The sequence below is a fragment of the Pseudomonas sp. P7759 genome (genome assembly GCF_013386445.1).
In the GTDB taxonomy this organism is placed as follows: domain Bacteria; phylum Pseudomonadota; class Gammaproteobacteria; order Pseudomonadales; family Pseudomonadaceae; genus Aquipseudomonas; species Aquipseudomonas azotoformans_A.
In genome coordinates this window covers 1-16,716 of the sequence record NZ_JACART010000094.1, presented here as the reverse complement: position 1 = coordinate 16,716, position 16,716 = coordinate 1, and the positions used below count along the sequence as shown (strand labels likewise).

Genomic DNA, 16,716 nt, shown 5'->3' with positions numbered 1-16,716 from the left:
CGTAGCGATTGAACGGCGCCCTCAAGGCGCCGTTTTTGCGACAGGCGCCTTGCGCACCGGAAACGGAAAGTAGAAAAACCGCAAAAACGCCACCCGCTTGATCACTTCCCCGATCAACAAAGGCACCACCACAGCCACCACGAAACCCACGCAGGCCGCGACAAGTGCGTGCAGCCCCAGGCGCTCCAGCAGGTCAACGGTCTTGTGCTGGATCTCGCCGTGGAAGATCAGCAGGATCAAGGTGTTCTGGCCAATGTAGGTCATCGCCCGTGTGATGACGGTCGACACCATCAGCACCCGCGCCAGCGACCAGCACGCATACACGCCGAGCACCGCCAGCAGGCTGGTCCACAGCCAGTGGTCGTAGCGGCGCTGCGCCAGGTCCATGGTGGCGTGGCTGTAGAGGAACACGGCGGCGAACAACGCCACCGACATCAGCAGCCCCAGCCACGATCCCTCATGTCGACGCAGCCAGTCGCGCAGCAGGTAACCGCAGATGAAGTACGTGCTGCTGATCAGGGTGATTTCCAGGCCGAAGGGCAGGCCGGGCAACGTCCAGGTCTGCCCGCCGACGCTCACCGGTATTTGCCAGAACCACGGCAGAACCCAGATGCCGATCAACAGTTGTACAGCCATCAGCAGGCAGCTCACCGGCAGTGACAGCTTAAGGCGCTGGATCAGGCGCAGCATCACCCAACTGAACAGGATCGCCACCCAGAAGTGCGGCAGAAACCACAGCGCCTGCCAGGGAATGGTATCCACCGAGGCATACAGCACGCCGCCGATGTCCGGCAGCAGGGGTTGGCCGCGCAGCACGTCGCGGACGATCACATACACCAGCATGGTGAAGAAAAACGGCTTGAGCAGGCCATCGGCCTTGCGCACGGCCATCTCCACAAACGGCTGCTCTGGCTTGAAAAAAACGCCGGAGAGGAAAAAGAACAACGGCAAGATGAACGAGGCGATGATCGGGTACTGCAGCTCCAGCGAGTTCGCCACGAACCAACTGTGACCGTACACGATCATCAGGATGCCGATGCCCTTGGCAATGTCCATTTGAATCCAACGATGTTTCATCCACCTATCCCCGATCGATCATTCATGCCTTGCGCCACGGCTTGAGCCACAGCCCCATGCCCAGCAACACCACGGCGCCGGCCAGGGTACTCAGCCCCAGTTGCAGCCACACGCCTTCAATCCGAAACAGCGCCAACGCCGCGACGCCCATCAGCACGGCACTGAGCAGCCAGCTCCGCGCCCAAGGCAGGGCGCCGAGCAAGGCCTGGCGTTGCATCAGCAGCAGCGCGGTGCAGATCACCCCGGCCAATGCCGCCAACGGAATCCCCGCCAAGCCGAACACAAACGGCAGTACACCGAGCAGCAGCACGTTGACCAGGCTGCCGAGCAATTCGCAGCGCAGTGGCTGGCGCGTGTCCCCGGCCGCGTAGGCATACCGCGCGAGCAAAGCGTTCCAGGCGCCGAATACCAACGGCACGGCAAACCAGGCCAGCAGCAGCGGCAACGGCGAGTCCAGCGATTGCTTGGGCAGCAGCAACGCCACCAGGCTCGGGGCCGCTGCCACCAGGCCGACACCGGCGGGCAGGGTCAGTACGCTGGCGGTTTCCAGGCCGCGCTTGAGCAGGGCGAGGCGTTCATCGCCCTGGCGGCGGCTCATCATGCCCAGCAGCACTTGGTTGAGGCTCATCAGTGCAATCAGCGGCAGGTTCATCAGCTTGCGCGCCAGGTTGACCCAGGTCACCGCGCCTTCACCCAGCAGCGACGCCACCAGCCGTTCAATCAGGGCCAAGCCTTGGCTGGCGCCGTTGCTCAGCAACAATGGACCGATGCGCTGGCCCAACTCCCGCAGCGGCGCCAGCGACCATTGGCAGCGCCACGGCCGCCAGCCCTGGCGCCACATCGATGGCAGCAGCGCCAACGGCATCAACAGGCTGCCGGCCAGGCAGGCCAGGGCCAGCGAGTGCGGTTGGGTCGTGGTGCCAGCGAGGGCGAGATAGGTTACCGGCGGCAGGTTGAACAACAACGAACCCAGACCGGCCAGCACAAACCGTTCGCTGGCCTGCAACGGGATGCTGAACAGCGCGTGCAGCATCAGCCCCGGCACGCACCAGGCCACGATCTGCAAGTTGCTGCTGGCGAGCGCCGTGGCACTCGCCGCCAAGCCCGGGCCGAGCAGTTGCACCAGCCACGGCGCCAACAGCGTCAGCAACAGGCTGGTGACCAGCGCGATCAGCAGCAGCGCCGGGAACAACACGGCCAGCCAGCCCAGGCGTTCGTGGTCCTTGCGCGCCAGGTACAGCGGCAGCGCCGCGGCACTCAGCACGCCGCCGGCGAGTGACATGCGCAGCGCTTCCGGTAAAAACAGCGCGATCAGGAATGCGTCACTGCGCTCGCCCGCGCCCCAGGCCGCCACCAGCAACCATTCGCGGGCAAAGCCCAGGCACAGGCCCAGCAGTGTCGCCAGCGTCAGCCAGACGGCGGAACCCAGCATCAGGGCTTGGCGCCATCAAGCACGGGTTTGCGAAAGACCACCGGTTTGACCTGCGGTAGGCGTGCCGGAAACAACCGGCGTGCCTCCAGCACGTTGATGCCGACCATCAGCCAGAACAGCGCGACCATCACCACGGCGAAGCTGAAGTAGTGGTCGAACAGGCCGCTGACCAGCGCCGAGAGAATCCCGGCCGTGGTGCCCAGCCACAGCGCATTGTCTTTGGTCAGGCGGATCGGGCCGCGTTCCGGGCGCGCTTCACGCCACCAGCGCACGGTCACCGCGATGAAGAACAGCATGCCAACGATGCCGGTCTTGTAGATGTAGTTCAGCCACAGGTTGGAGATGCCCAGCAGGTGGGTGTCGGGCACCGGTGGGTCGACCTTGAAGCCGATGCCGAACGGGTACGACGCCACCGCCTGGGGGAACATGCGGTATTCGTCGAAACGCACTTCGGTACTGGCATTGCTCGAAGAGAAGATCGTCGCCAAGCGTTCCTGCAATGGCGGATACGCCATCACCAGTACGACGGTCAGCACCGCACCGATCATCAGCAGGCGCCCGGTGTAGGGCACCCGGCGCGTGGCCATCCACAGCAGCACCAACGCCAGGCTGACCATCGCGCCACGGCTACTCGCCAGCAGCAAGGCCGCCGCGCCCAGGCACGCCACGCCCAGGCCCAATGCACGTTTCCAGCCCTGTTCTGTCATGCCGAAACAGAAGGCCAGGGGCAGCAGCAGCGCCATGATCCCGCCGATGGCATTCGGGTGCATCCACGGCGAGCCCATGCGCGAAGCCATGGCCTCCAGGCCGAATTTGAGCATGTCGAAGTTGCCGTAGTTGAACAGCGCCAGCACTGGCGCGATGCCGGCCCCGGAGCGCGTGCGCACGAACACCGCGATCGACAGCACCAGCATGGCCAGGCTGCCCAGCAGTAGGGCGATCACCAGGGACTCGCGGTGCTTGTGGTCCACCAGCAGCTTGGCGCAGAGGAACACCCCCGACAAGTTCAGCAACCAACGCAGCCAGTTGGCCACGCCGCTGCTGTCGGCGTGGATGGTGACCTGGCCGACAATAAAGGGAAACACACTGAACAGCATCAGCCACAACAGCATCTGGTCGGTCGGGCGCCGGGTGAGGCTCGGCGTATCCGGCAGGCGTACCAGGAAGCTGTTCCACAGCACGGCGCCCCAGGTCATCGCCAAAATGGCTTCGCTGACGGTACTGCGAATGCCCAGGTTGATCGTGGAATACGGCATAAACGTAGCGACCAGCGCGAACAGCAACAGGCCCCAGAATGGAAAGCGCAGGATGGTCACCGCCCCGGCCAGGCCGATCACGGCAAGGAACGCCTTGGCCGGCGACAACAACAGGGCAACGGCGCCAAACAACAGGCCGAAGAGGATGGCGACGAGGCTGGGCAGGGTCATTCTCACTTCAGTTCCTCGATCAATTCGGCCAGGCGTCGGCGATAGGCGTGATGGTTGAAGCGTTGCGCCCATTGCCGGTGTTGCTCGGGGGATTCTTCTTCAGTGCGTTCGCCGAGGCTGAGCATCAGTTGCGTCAACGCCGGGCCGTCGGTGGGCGAAAAACGCGGCGCCGAGGGCGGGGTGATTTCATCCAGCGAGGTACCGCTGGCCACCGCCACCGGGGTGCCGACGCTCAAGGCTTCGATCACCGGCAGGCCGAAACCTTCGGCATAGGAAGGCTGCCACAGGCGCGAGGCCTGGCGGTACAGCGCATGCAATTCGGCGTCCGACACGCCACTGAGTGCGCGTATCCCCGGCAGGGTACGCTGGGCCTCGGGCAAATGCTCAAGACTGCCCACCAGCACCAACTCCGGCACGGCGGGGGATTGCTGCCGCGCCCTCTGCCAGGCGTCGACCAGGAACGGCACGTTCTTGCGCAGCTCACGCGTGCCCACCAGCAACCAAAAGTGCTCGGGCAATTGGCGTGCGCTGAGGTCCGCCGCCAGGTCGGCAAAGCCATCGACCTGGTTGGGCAGTACGCGAATCTTGCCGGCCGCCTTGGGAAACAACCGCGCGGTTTCATCGGCGCTGTATTGCGACGGCGTCCACACCCGGTCGGCGCTGTGCACCGCGTAGGCAATCGACAGGCGATCGCAGGTCTTGTAGATCAGCGCCTTCAGGCGGTTGGCGTGGTAGTTGTTCAGCGTGATTTGAAACAGGTCATGCAACAGCACCACCGTGCGCAGCCCCTTCGGCTTGGGCGGCAAAGGCAGGCCCATGTTGAAGGTGCTGATGTACAAATCGATCTGCTGTTCACGCAACGCACGCGGCAGAAAACCAGCCTCGAACCGCAGGCGATTCTGCGGCTGGTGCATCGCGGTCTTGGCGCAGCCCCAGGCCGGGCAATGAGCCTGCAAACGGGTTTCATCGCCCAGGGGCGCCACGGTAAACCGCTCAAGCTCGATGCCCGGCAGACCGTGCAGGGCGCTTTCCAGCGCGTACACCTGGCGGCTGATGCCCGATTGCGGCGAGGTGCCGACGGTGCGGTAATCCAGGCCTACACGCATGCGGGCTCCTTGTGAGTCAGGGGCGACAGGCTGGCGTACACCTTTTCCAACTGGCTGGCGGCGACGCTCCAGTCATGGGCGCGGCGCACGTAGGCACGGCCGGCTTCGCCCATGGGCGCGGCGGCGTCGGGAAATTGCAGCAGGCGCACCACGGCATCGGCCAGGCTTGCGGCGGTCTGCCCGCCGAGGTAGTCCAGGCCTTCGACCAGGTCCAACCCCGACACGCCTTGCTCGGTACTCGCCAATGGCAAGCCGGCGGCCAACGCCTCCAGCACCTTGAGCTTGGAACCGCCGCCGTGACGCAACGGCGCCAGAAACACCGAACAGCTCGACTGCAATTTCAGCAGGTTGGGTACGAACCCCTGCCACTCAATGCGCGGATCCGGCCAACGCTCACGCCAACTGTTCGGCATGCCGAAGCCGCACACACTCATGCGCGCGTCCGGGCAACGCGCCCAGACCTTGGGCAGGATTTCATCCAGGGCCCACTCGATGGCGTCCACGTTGGGCGCGTATTCGTAGTTGCCAAGGAACAGCACGCGGCGAGTCGACGGGTCGGGACGCGCGGCTGCGAAGTGATCGCAATCCACGCCATTGACCACCACCGACACCGGTTTGCCGGCGATTGTTTCCAGGATCTGAGCATCGCTGTCGGTCACCGCCACCACCTGCGTGGCCTGGCGCATCACCCGACGTTCCCAGCGGGTGTAGCGCCATTGGTCGTAGCGAATGAACGGCAGCGACCAGCCTGGCAGGCGGTCATACGTGGCCGCGCCGAGCGCGGATTCGACATTGTGTTCGGTCAGCACGAACGGCTGGGATTTACGCGCCAGCGCATCTTCATACGGTTGAAAGGTGTACGTGTGCTCGATCTGCACCACATCCCAGTGTTCGTTGAGCAGTTGGTTGAAGCAGTCCTGCAACGCGCCCGACAAGCCATTCACGCTGGCCAGCAGCGGGTAGGGCGCGAACAGCCCGGCGATCAGCGTCTTCACGCTGCGCAACGGGCGACGTGGCAGGATGATCAGTTGCTCGAGAAACGCCTCCAGCACCTGGCGGTCGGTGAGCGACACCGGGTGTTTGTCATGCAGCAGCAAGGTGATCCGATGCCCACGCGCGGCCAGGCTGCGCAGCAGGTGGAACTGGCGCGTCTTGCCACCGCTGGTGGCGGGCCAGGGCGAGTAGGGCAGGATCCATAAAATGCGCATGGCAGGCCTCACTCCCATAACAGAATTTGCAGGTTCGACTTGACCGGAACGGTCAGGCCGTTGGTGCCGCTCACCGGGGTTTGTGTGCCGCGCAGCGGGTCGTACAGGGTGGCGCTGGCCAAGCCCGGCAGGTGCGCGTTGCCGCCCTGGGCCGACCAGAAGAACCACAGCTTGCGGCCGTCGGTGCGGGTCCAGCCGATGCTGAACAGGCCGTCGGGCAATGCGTCGGCAGCCGGCGGATCGCCCGGCGTGAGCTTCGGCCCGCTGACATCGAGGAAGTTCTTCAGCGCGGTGTAGACCGGCTTGGGGTTGGTGTCGATGTCGAGCAAGCCATAGGAGCGGTCACGCACACTGGCGCGCTGGTCGAGGTCGCTCAAGGTGAACAGGAAAATCTTGTCGTAATCCATCGCGCTCATCAGCGCCAGGCGGCGCACCACGTAGTCGGCCTGTGCCTGTGGCGTGATGATGTCCTGAGCGTCTTTTGGGCCCTTGTAGGTCGACCAGCCCCACTCGGTGCTCCACAAGGTTTGCACACCGCCGTTGCGCAGGGCCTGGTTCAGCTGGGTGGTCTTGGCGATGAAGTCCAGGTTGGCCGGGTCGTTGCCTTCGGGCAATTGGGTGTAGGGGTGGTAGGAGATGATCGTGTTCAGACTGACCACGCCCAGCGCGCCCAAGGCATCGAACATGGTCTGGCCGTTGGGCATTTCACTGAAGAACGCCATGCCGGCGGCGACCACCGGTTTGGTCGGGTTCACCGCGCGCAAGGCGTGGGTGGTGACGGTCAACAGGTTCGCGTAGCCGGCAGGATCCGCCACCGGGCGCCAGAAGCCGATCAGGTTCGGCTCGTTCCAGACTTGCCAGGCCTCGACGCTGGGGTAGCGCTGGGAAAGCAACGCCATGCGGTTGGCGAACACATTGGGGTCTTTTGGCGGGTACTGGTCCGGGTACAGCGACAGCGGTGGCGCACTGGTGATAAAGCGTGCCGAACCCACCAGGTAAAACACCGACTTGATCTGGTTCTGTTGCAGCTTGCCCACCAGTTCATCGAGGGTGGCGAGCTTGTATTGGTTCTGCGCGGTTTCCAGTTGATCCCAGTGCAAATCCAGGCGCACCCATTCCAGGCCCAGGGCCTTGAGGCGGTCGATCTGCTTCTGGTAACGCTCGGGGCTGAACCACAGGAACTGCGCATTCACCCCCAGGAAATCCTTCCACACCACCTCCTTGCTGCCCTTGAGCACATGGCTTTCGGCGTCCGCTTGGCGTCCCCATAAGAATGCGGTCAGGCCCAGGGCGGCAACCAGCGCAAAGGTGGCAAGGTAGGTGCGTTTACGCGCCATAAGGGGCTCCGCTGATGGCCTGCTCGAAGAGCTGTTTGAATTTCTGCGCGGTCAACGGCCACAGGCGTTCGCGACCGATTTCCCCGGCACGCTCGGCCCAATCCCGCGCCAGCAATGGCGTGCGCGCCAGGCGCAAAAGCTGTTCGCCCAGTGCGGCCACATCGCCTTCGGGGTAGATCGCGCCGTTGCCGCTGGCGACTTCCTCGGCAAACGCGCGCGCATCGGAGGTGATCGCGCCGCGCCCGCAGGCGGTGGCCCAGGACAACGCGCCACTGGTGCCGCGCTGGCGCCCGAGCAGTCCGAGTTTTTTCGATTCGCGGTAGGGCAGCACCATTACATGGTGGGCCTGGATGGTCTGGGCGATGTCATCGGCCGGCAGGTTCAGGCGCCAGTCGATGGCGTCGGTCAGGCCCTGTGCCGCGATCTGTGCGTTCAACTGTTCCAGGTAGTTGCCGCCCGTGCCAAACGCCATTTCGGCGGCCGTGCCGCCGGCCAGGGTCAGGCGCACGCGGTCGCGCAATTCGGGGGCTTGCTTGAACACATCCGCCAAGGCTTGCACCAGGTCCTCGATGCCTTTGCCACGGTAGATAAAGCCGAAATACAGCAGCCGCAGGGTGTCCAGTGACGGTAGCGGCGCCGGTGCAATCGCCAGGTTGGCATGGTTGATCACCGCGACTTTGCCGGCCGGCAGTTGCATGCGCTGGGTCAAGCAGTCGGCGCCCAGGCGGGTGAGGGTGACCAGCCGGGTCAGCCCTTTGGCGACCTGGCGTTCTTCGCGCAGGGTCAACGGGTCTGCCAGCACTACTGCCGCCTGGGGCAATGGGCTCGGCAAACGTTCCATCAGGTTCAAGGGGAAGGGCAGGTGTTCACGCCGCCACACCATGCGCTCGGGGTCATGCACGGTGGCGGTCAACGGCAGCTGCGGGTAGGCCTTGCGCAGTTCACGCAAGGCCAGGAATTCCCCCAGCCGCCCGCCGCCCAACTCAGCGTGCACCAGGTCGACCGATTGCCAGTCGAACGCCGCGATAGCGTGCTGGATCGCCTCGGAATTGCCCGCCACCCCGGCCAACGGTGTCAGCACCGTCACGCCGAGTTGTTCCAGTGCCGTGCGGAAATGGTTCGCGTAGTCGGCGATCCCGTTCTTTTCCGGCGGCAAGGGCGCGAGCAGGGCGATACGCATCAGAACGCTCCCCGGTATTTGCCGATGGTGTGCAGCACTTTGCCCGGCACTTCGAACTTGCGACGGTTGATGATGATGCCGTCCACCTTGCCAAACGCGGTGTTGAGGATCGACAGCGCATGTTCCACCACTGGTACGGTACTTTTGCGCGCTTCCACCACCAGGCCGATCAGGTCGGCGCGGCGCAGGTTGACGAACGCATCGCGGTTGTCCAGCAGGGCCGAGGCGTCGAGCAGCACCACTTCACCCGGCGCTGCGGCTTCCAGCCCGCCGACCCGCACATTGACACCGTTTTCATGCAGCAACTGGCGCAGTTGCTCCACCACAAAGGTCACCCCTTCGCCGTGGCGCGCCGAGGTCAGGCCCAGGGTCAGGCCTTGCTCGGCAATGCGGTCGGGCTGCAGCAGGCTGTACAAGCGGTAGATGCTCGCATTGAACGCGTTGGTACTTTGCGCGGTGGAGGTGTCCAGCTCCGGCAGGGTGGTCCACAGGGGCAGGCCGAATTTGCGTTCCACCAGGCCACCGTCGTGAATGCGCTGGTCGAGCAGGTAGCACAGGTAGATCACCAGCAGGCCGACCACGATGGCAAACGGGATCGCCAACACCAGCATCACCAGGGTTTTCGGGAAGATACGACCCGGGTTCAGGGTGGCTTCTTCGATCACCGCGATGTTGCTGATCTGGCTGTTGTCCAGCTCACGGTCGATGCGCGATTTTTCCAGGTTATCCACGTACAGCGCGTAGTTGCGCTCGGTGGTGTTCAGCTCGCGGGAGAGGCGGGCCAGCTCCGGTTCAATCTCCAGGGCCTCTTTGCGTTGCGCTTCCAGGTTCACCAGTTGTTTCTGCTGTTGAACCAGTTGGGTGCGCAGCGCCAGGTTGTTGCTGGTTTCATCCAGCAACACGCGCTGCAAGTGGATTTCCAGGGTGTTCGGCGCACGGTTCTCCGAGGCTTGCACGGTGCTGGCCTCGCTGTTGACCTGCACCTGCATCGCCCGAATCGACGCGTCCAGGGCTTTGACCGGCGGCGCGTTGTCGGTGTAGGTGCGCATCATGTCGGCCTTTTCCAGCAGCTTCTGGTTGAGCAGGCGACGCAAATCCTGCTGCTGCGGGTTCAGTGCGATCTGGCGGACCGTGGTGACTTCCTTGGGCTGGCCCTTGAGCTGGGTGCGCGTGCTCGCAATGGCGCTATCGGAGGACGCGATCAGCCGCGTGGTGTTGAAGGTCTCGCCGCGCAGCACGTTGATGCGCTCGGACAAGTCTTCCAGGCGGTCGGTGATGCTCGCCGCGCCGATCTCGTTCAAGTGGGTGAGGATCTGTTCCTTGTAGCTCTTGATCTCGGTCGCGCTGTTGGCCACCTGGCCTTCATAAAAGGCATACAGGCTCTTGCGGCCCAAGGCCTCGGTGCGCTCGTTGATGTAGGTCTCGACCCAATCCTTGACCACCGCCTGGGCGATTTCCGGGTCGCTCCACTTGAACGTGATGTCCATCACCGTGGAACCGGCGGCGTGGCTCACTTCGAAGTTCTTCTCCAGGCCGGCGGCCAGGCGTTCGACCGGGGTAGTTTTCTCAACGATACCCACGGTTTCCATGACCACGCGCACGCCATCGAACACTGCCCCCACGCCGCTCTTGACGTAGTACTTGGTGCGCTTCCAGAAGCCCTCCGGCGGCGGCGCGTTTTCGATCACTTCCAGGTAATGCTCGGCCACCGCACGCACGATGGGCCGGCCGGTGAGCAGGCGCTCCTCGTCGACAATCGGGTCGCGCTGGGTGCTGGGCATCACCAGCGCCTGGCGGTTGCTGATCTCGATGGGCAAGGTCGAATCACGCCCCGGTTTCACCAACAGCCGCGCGGTGGATTCGTACTTGGCCGGCAGCAGGAACGCCCCCAGCAGGATGATCACCAGCGCGGCAATCGCCGCGAGTTTGAACTCGTGCCGGAAGATGAAGAACAAGCGCAGAAGATCACGAAAAGAACGGATCTCGATCATGGGATGTCGCTCCTTTAGTTATTGCCGCCGCTGGTTCGGGTGTAGTTGTAGCCCACCCCAATGGACTTGGTGAACGGGATCAGTTGGTTCATGTAGGTATCCACCCCTTGGATGCGCTCGCCCACGTTGGATTTGGGCACGAACACCACATCGCCGCGTTGCAGGCGCACGGGTTTGCGGCCGTTGGGGCCGGTCTTGAGCAGTTGGCTGAAGTCCAGGAAGTACGCGCGATACGCGCCCTGGGCGTCTTCGCGCAGCAGGGCGACCATGCTCGCATTGCCCGCCGGGCTGACCCCGCCGGCACCGAGGATGGCCTGCTCCAGGGTGTTGGCCGTGCCGATCTGCACCGCCGTCGGGTTGTTCACCGCGCCGCCGACGATGATCGAGCTGCCCGGCGCCTGGTTGATGTTCACCGTCACGCGCGGTTCGCGGTAGATCGGCGCGAGCTTGCCGGTCAACTCCGTGGCCAGTTCCGAAGGCTGGCGACCGGCGACCTGCACCGGCCCCAGGAACGGGTAGTTGATCTTGCCGTCGGTCTGCACCGTGTACAGCGTCAACTCATAAATGGTGCTGACGTTGAACGCCGACAGCGTCGGCATTTCGCCGGCATCGCGCACGATGCGCAGCTGGTCGCCGATGCGGATGCGTTCCACCGCCGGTGGCAGTTGGGCAAGCTGCTCGAGGGCGCGCTTGCCTTCCTCGACGGTCTTGCCATCGGGCGGGACGATGCGTGCCGGCGTATTGCAGGCGGCCAGGGCCATCATGGCCACGACGAGCAGGGTTCGTTTCATCAAGGGGGACTTCCTGTAGGTCATGATGCTCACCTCCAATAACCGGGAAACATGCTGATGCGCCGCTTGAGGGCGAGGGGGAGGCGACGCTCCAGATGGCCCAGCCGGTAGCCGAGCAGTTTGAATGCACTGCGCACCAGCACTTCGGGGACGCGGTGCAAGGCCCCGGCTTTGCGCAAGGCCGCGAGTTCGGCCAGCACATAGCGCTTGCCTTCGCCCCCCGCGTCGCCAAAGGCCTGTTTGATCCACGGTTCGCGGCCGTAGAACACGCCGATATCGAAGTAACGGTGAAACTCATCCATGAGTTTGTAATCGTGGGAGTGATGCACCAGCGCCGTGGCGGCGTAGCGCACCTTGTAGCCTTCAAGCAGCATGCGCGCAGCGACAAAGGCGTCTTCGCTACCGATCACATCCGCTGGAAAACCGCCCACTGCTTCCAGCACGCTGCGCCGGTATACGGAAAACGAGTCGGAACTGAAGCAGGTCTTGATGCCCAACTCCGGCGCATCGGCCAGGCTTTTGCTGCGGCTCTGCTCGGGGTAATTGAAGTGCCGCGATTGCGCACCCAGCACACCGGCATCGGGGTGGGGCAGCTGGCGACCGTAGGCCACGCCGTTGAGCGGGTCCTGCTGCAATTCGGCGAGCAGGTTGGCGAAGGTCTCGGGGGTGGCGGGAATCGCGTCCTGGGTCATGACGATCAGCGCATCGCCGCCCACCTGCTGGCTGGCCCAGCGCCGGGTGCCGCCATGGTTGAAATCACGCGCGTCGATCACCTCGACCCGTGCGCCGAACTCGCGAAAGCGCGCCACGGTGTCATCGCTGGAGGCGCTGTCCACCACCAGCATCTCGTCAGGTTGCAGGGTTTGCATGCGCAGCGCCGGCAGCAGGCGTGCCAGGTGGCTGGAGGCGTTACGGGTCGGGATGATCAGAGACGTACGCATATCATTTTTTCACTTCAGCCGGGGCGCGCCCGTAGATGTCGTCGAAGCGCACGATGTCGTCCTCGCCCAGGTATTCGCCGCTCTGCACCTCGATCATCACCAGGTCGATGATGCCGGGGTTGGTCAGGCGGTGTTTGTGCCCGGCGGGGATGTAGGTGGACTCGTTGGCGTTGATCAGGAATTCGCGCTCGCCGTTGGTGATCTGCGCCGCACCGCTGACCACCACCCAGTGCTCGCTGCGGTGATGGTGCATCTGCAACGACAGCGACGCCTGGGGCTTGACCACGATGCGCTTGATCTTGAAACGGCTGCTTTCTTCCAGCACGGTGTAGGTGCCCCAAGGCCGGGTGACCGTGCGGTGCAGGCTGTACGCCGGATGGTTCTGGCGCTTGAGCTCGGCGACGATGTAGCGCACATCCTGGCTGCGGTGGGCGTCGGCGATCAGCAGGGCGTCCGGGGTGTCGACGATGATCAGGTCGCGCACGCCCACGGCACCGAGTACGCGCTTGGGCGAGTCGATGTAGCAGTTGTGCACGTCATGCAGAATCGCTTCGCCATTGACCTGGTTGCCATGGGCGTCGCTGGGGGTGAGCTGGCGCAGGGCTTCCCAGGAACCGATGTCGCTCCAGCCGATGTCGCAGGGCACCACGGCGACTTGCTTGGACTTCTCCATCAGTGCCACGTCGATGGAAATATCCGGTGCGCTGCCAAAGGCCTCCGAGTCCAGTTCGCGCTGGCGCGAGGTCTTGTTCTGCAGGCTCTGGCTGTGGTCCAGCGCGGCGCGGGCGGCCTCCAGCACGTCGGGCGCATGGGCGGCGAGTTCGTCCACCAGCGTGCTGGCCTTGAAGCAGAACATGCCGGCGTTCCACAGGTGTTTGCCACCGTCGAGGTAGGCCTGGGCGGTGGCCAGATCGGGTTTTTCGACAAAGCGTTTGACCCGATTGCCCGTGCTCAACGGCTCGCCTTGCTCGATGTAGCCAAAGCCGGTTTCCGGATGATCCGGCTGGATGCCGAAGGTCACCAGGTAGCCGGCTTCGGCCAGGTCGCGGGCCTGGGTCACGGCTTCGGCGAACGCCACCTCGTTGAGGATCAAATGATCGGCGGGCATCACCAGCAACTGCGCGTCACCGCCGAAGTGTTCCTGCACGTGCAACGCAGCCACGGCGATCGCCGCCGCCGTGTTGCGGCCGAACGGCTCCAGCAGCAGATCCAGGGGCAGGTGGGCCTTGTTGACCAGGCGGTAGTCATCCAGGGTGCGGAACAGCAGGTCGCGGTTGGTCACCGTCAACACGCTTTCCACGCCGGGCAATTTGGCCGCGCGCTGGAAGGTTTTTTGCAGCAGGCTCTGGCCGTCGCGCATGCGCATGAACGGCTTGGGCATGTTCTGCCGGGACACCGGCCACAGCCGCGTGCCCGAACCACCGGAAATGATGCAGGGAATTAATCCGTTGAGGGTATTCATCAATAGACTTCCTTGGTGGAAAGGACGGCCGGGACCGTCATGAAGACGATGTACAAGTCAAACCACACCGACCATTTGGAGATGTACTCCAGGTCGTACTCGACACGTTTCTGGATCTTGAACAGGGTGTCGGTCTCGCCCCGGTAACCATTGATCTGTGCCCAGCCGGTGATCCCTGGCTTGACTCGGTGCCGTGAGCTGTACTCGCTGACCGCCACTTCAAAGGGAACGCCTGCCGCCTTGGTCGCCGTGGCATGTGGGCGCGGGCCGACCATGGACATGTTGCCCAGCAGCACGTTGAACAGTTGCGGCAGCTCGTCGATGCTGGTCTTGCGGATGATGCGGCCCACGCGGGTGATTCGCGGGTCTGCGCGGGTGGTCTGGCGTTCGGCGGTGAAGTCGCTCTGGTCGGTGTACATCGAGCGGAACTTGAACACGCGGATTTCATTGTCGTTGTAGCCATAGCGATTCTGGCGAAACAGCACCGGGCCCTTGGAGTCGAGCTTGATCGCAATCGCTGTCGCCAGCATCACCGGCGACAGAGCGACCAAGGCCAGGCTGGCGAGCAGCAAGTCCTCACAGCGTTTGATCACCGGCGACCAGCCGCGCAACGGCAGTTGCGAGGTGTTGAACATGAGGATGCCACCCACGTCGGTGATTTTGCTGTGCCCGTAGCGCAGGGCGGCCATGTCCGGCACCAGCATTACATTCACCGACAACTGCCGCAGGCGATTGACCAAACCGTGGATGCGCTGCTCGGCGGCCCAGGGCAGGCAGATCATCACTTGGTTAACTTGCTCGGCGCGGATCAGTTTTTCCAGGTCGCGGGTGTTGCCCAACAGGGGCAGGTTGCTCAGCTCCTTGGGAATGCGCTCGGTGCGGTCGTCGATGAAGCCGATCAGGCCGGAACGGATATCGCCGTTGCGCTGCAAGTGATCGGCGACGTGCACAGCGGTGTCGGTAAAACCCAGGATCACCGTGCGTTGCAGGTATTTGCCAGACCGCATCAGCCGACGATACAGGCGCAACATCACCAGGCGTTCAAGGCAGAACAGCGCCAGGCTGGCCACGTACCACGTCACCAGGTTGCGCGGGGTCAATTGCGGGAAGAACTGCAGGATCTGGTACATGAACAGCAGGATGCAAAAGGCCGCCGTCCAGGCCTTGATCTTGGTTTTCAGGCGCAGCCGGTTGCTGAACAATTCTTCGGAATAGATGCCCAGGGCCTGGAACAGAATAATGGTCAGGACCGCAAAGAACACCAGCAGCCCCAGGAAATGGGCGCGCAGCTCAGGGTCCATCGGGTCCAGGAAGAGCACCAGGACCAGTGGGGGCAAAATGGCCGTCAGGCCATGGATCAACTTGACGAAAACAACAAAGAACTCAACAAAACCGGCGCGTGTTAGAAACAAACTGTCGACGGACGACTTCTCTCGCATAAAAACATCCCTCATTGCACTCCAGGCGTAACTGTTCGACGGTTTTTTCACTAAAGCAGAGAGTTGCTTTAGAGCGCAGGTCAAACGGCTACTCTGGGTAATACGCAACTTTCCATTCCAAATGCAGCTATCCATTTGAAGGGATTTTGCGGGGGTAGTGACTAAAGGAGTGTTCCCTTACTGTATTCAGTCAATGAATTGACTATGGTGCGGAGGTAGCATGCTAGACAGGTTAATGAGTCTTTTCTTCGGCATTTTATTGACGTTCCTTGTCTGAACACTCGGTCATCAGGTGTGTTTTTGAGTGTAGGAACAAATGTGAGATTTTTCCTGCTTAATGGAAAAACCTTTTTCGAGACGAGGTGGGAAAGGGGGACAGAAGGGGGTTGGCAGGGCGCACTAAGTGCCCTGTCTGCGGGGCTTTCGCCTGAAGGGAAGTTGTCTGCAACAGTAACTATGAAATGATGCGGTTTACCGTAGAAGTTGCCTCGCGAGGCAGTGCCGACAGTGTTGTAGTCGCCTGGCCATTCGCAGTTACCGCAGAGCATTGTATCCAGCACAATTTTTTGTCCGCTCCAGGGGCACCGACTAATCTGCAGGCTTTTCACGGGGAGGGCTTGAGCATGATCGACCTTGCGACCCTGGCGGTATTTTCCGGTGCTGTGCTGTTGTTGCTGCTATCGCCGGGGCCGAACATGGCCTTTGTGATCAGCCATGGCGTGACCCACGGTTGGCGGGGTGGGATGGCGTCGGCCTTGGGTATCGGCGTGGCGGACCTGCTACTGACCGCCTTGACCGCTACTGGGGTGACGGCGTTGGTTGCCAGTTGGCCGCCATCCTTTGACCTGATCCGGTATGCCGGGGTGGTCTACTTGCTGTGGTTGGTGTTCAAGACGTTACAGAAAAATGCTGGAGGCGACGCTGTGCATGTCAGCCGTGTGCCCTTGGGGCGGGTGTTTCTGCAAGCCATGCTCAACAGTTTGCTCAATCCCAAGGCTTTGCTGTTTTTTCTGGTGTTCTTGCCGCAGTTTGTACGGCCGGAGGCGGGGTCTATTGCGGTGCAGTTGATGGTGCTGGGGGGCGTGCTGACCTTGATTGCAGCGGTGTTTCATGTGCTGCTGGGGGTGTTTGGTGGAGCGCTCAGCCGGTTTTTTGCCAGGCGCTCGAAAGGTGCCTGGCTGCAGAAGTGGGGGTTGGCGACAGTGCTGACGGTGCTGGCGGTGCGTTTGGCGGTGATGTCTCGGCCATCCTGAGTACATATCCGTTGTTTGGGTGATGGCTGATATGGGTTCCGCCCTTACGGCGGGTTACTTTGGGCTGGGCCG

At 63.0% G+C, this 16,716-nt stretch carries 13 protein-coding genes; 1 reads left to right on the top strand and 12 read right to left on the bottom strand.

The genetic code is table 11. The features are described 5' to 3' along the window. Positions 1-21: 21 nt before the first annotated feature. From HX823_RS31070 to HX823_RS31015, 12 genes are read right to left on the bottom strand one after another with little or no spacing between them, the layout of a single operon-like run. A complete protein-coding gene (locus HX823_RS31070; protein ID WP_038845031.1) occupies positions 22-1,077 on the bottom strand; it encodes an acyltransferase family protein in 1,056 nt (351 codons plus the stop codon). Positions 1,078-1,099: 22 nt separating this feature from the next. Continuing rightward, positions 1,100-2,509, bottom strand: a complete 1,410-nt coding sequence (locus HX823_RS31065) for a lipid II flippase MurJ (protein ID WP_177078454.1) — start codon at positions 2,507-2,509, stop codon at positions 1,100-1,102. Continuing rightward, the gene (locus HX823_RS31060) at positions 2,509-3,936 is read right to left on the bottom strand and encodes an O-antigen ligase (RefSeq protein WP_177078452.1); all 1,428 of its coding nucleotides are present in this window, start codon (positions 3,934-3,936) and stop codon (positions 2,509-2,511) included. The genes HX823_RS31065 and HX823_RS31060 overlap by 1 nt, the downstream gene beginning before the upstream one ends. Before the next feature lie 2 nt (positions 3,937-3,938). Further along, positions 3,939-5,042: a glycosyltransferase family 1 protein gene (locus HX823_RS31055; RefSeq protein ID WP_038845025.1), complete on the bottom strand. Its 1,104-nt coding sequence runs from the start codon at positions 5,040-5,042 to the stop codon at positions 3,939-3,941. After that, positions 5,033-6,250 carry a glycosyltransferase family 4 protein gene (locus HX823_RS31050; RefSeq protein WP_177078450.1) on the bottom strand — a complete coding sequence of 406 codons (1,218 nt, stop codon included), beginning with the start codon at positions 6,248-6,250 and terminating at the stop codon, positions 5,033-5,035. The genes HX823_RS31055 and HX823_RS31050 overlap by 10 nt, the downstream gene beginning before the upstream one ends. A gap of 8 nt (positions 6,251-6,258) precedes the next feature. Continuing rightward, positions 6,259-7,587 (bottom strand): cellulase family glycosylhydrolase, encoded by a 1,329-nt coding sequence (locus HX823_RS31045; RefSeq protein WP_177078447.1) that lies wholly within the window; start codon positions 7,585-7,587, stop codon positions 6,259-6,261. Then, complete coding sequence (locus tag HX823_RS31040; RefSeq protein WP_177078445.1) at positions 7,577-8,767, bottom strand: glycosyltransferase; 1,191 nt, start codon at positions 8,765-8,767, stop codon at positions 7,577-7,579. Before HX823_RS31040 ends, HX823_RS31045 begins: the two co-directional genes overlap by 11 nt. Further along, positions 8,767-10,758 (bottom strand): exopolysaccharide transport family protein, encoded by a 1,992-nt coding sequence (locus HX823_RS31035; RefSeq protein WP_177078443.1) that lies wholly within the window; start codon positions 10,756-10,758, stop codon positions 8,767-8,769. The genes HX823_RS31040 and HX823_RS31035 overlap by 1 nt, the downstream gene beginning before the upstream one ends. 14 nt (positions 10,759-10,772) lie before the next feature. Next, positions 10,773-11,549 (bottom strand): polysaccharide biosynthesis/export family protein, encoded by a 777-nt coding sequence (locus tag HX823_RS31030; protein WP_177078441.1) that lies wholly within the window; start codon positions 11,547-11,549, stop codon positions 10,773-10,775. Between the two features lie 29 nt (positions 11,550-11,578). Further along, a complete protein-coding gene (locus tag HX823_RS31025; protein WP_038845015.1) occupies positions 11,579-12,490 on the bottom strand; it encodes a glycosyltransferase family 2 protein in 912 nt (303 codons plus the stop codon). A 1-nt stretch (position 12,491) separates the two neighbouring features. Further along, on the bottom strand, positions 12,492-13,952 hold the full coding sequence (locus tag HX823_RS31020) for a mannose-1-phosphate guanylyltransferase/mannose-6-phosphate isomerase (RefSeq protein WP_033899682.1): 1,461 nt from the start codon (positions 13,950-13,952) through the stop codon (positions 12,492-12,494). Next, positions 13,952-15,391 (bottom strand): undecaprenyl-phosphate glucose phosphotransferase, encoded by a 1,440-nt coding sequence (locus HX823_RS31015; RefSeq protein WP_038845014.1) that lies wholly within the window; start codon positions 15,389-15,391, stop codon positions 13,952-13,954. Before HX823_RS31015 ends, HX823_RS31020 begins: the two co-directional genes overlap by 1 nt. Before the next feature lie 623 nt (positions 15,392-16,014). Between HX823_RS31015 and HX823_RS31010 the strand changes: the two genes are divergently transcribed. Beyond that, the gene (locus tag HX823_RS31010) at positions 16,015-16,644 is read left to right on the top strand and encodes a LysE family translocator (RefSeq protein WP_061436027.1); all 630 of its coding nucleotides are present in this window, start codon (positions 16,015-16,017) and stop codon (positions 16,642-16,644) included. The last annotated feature ends 72 nt before the right edge of the window (positions 16,645-16,716 follow it).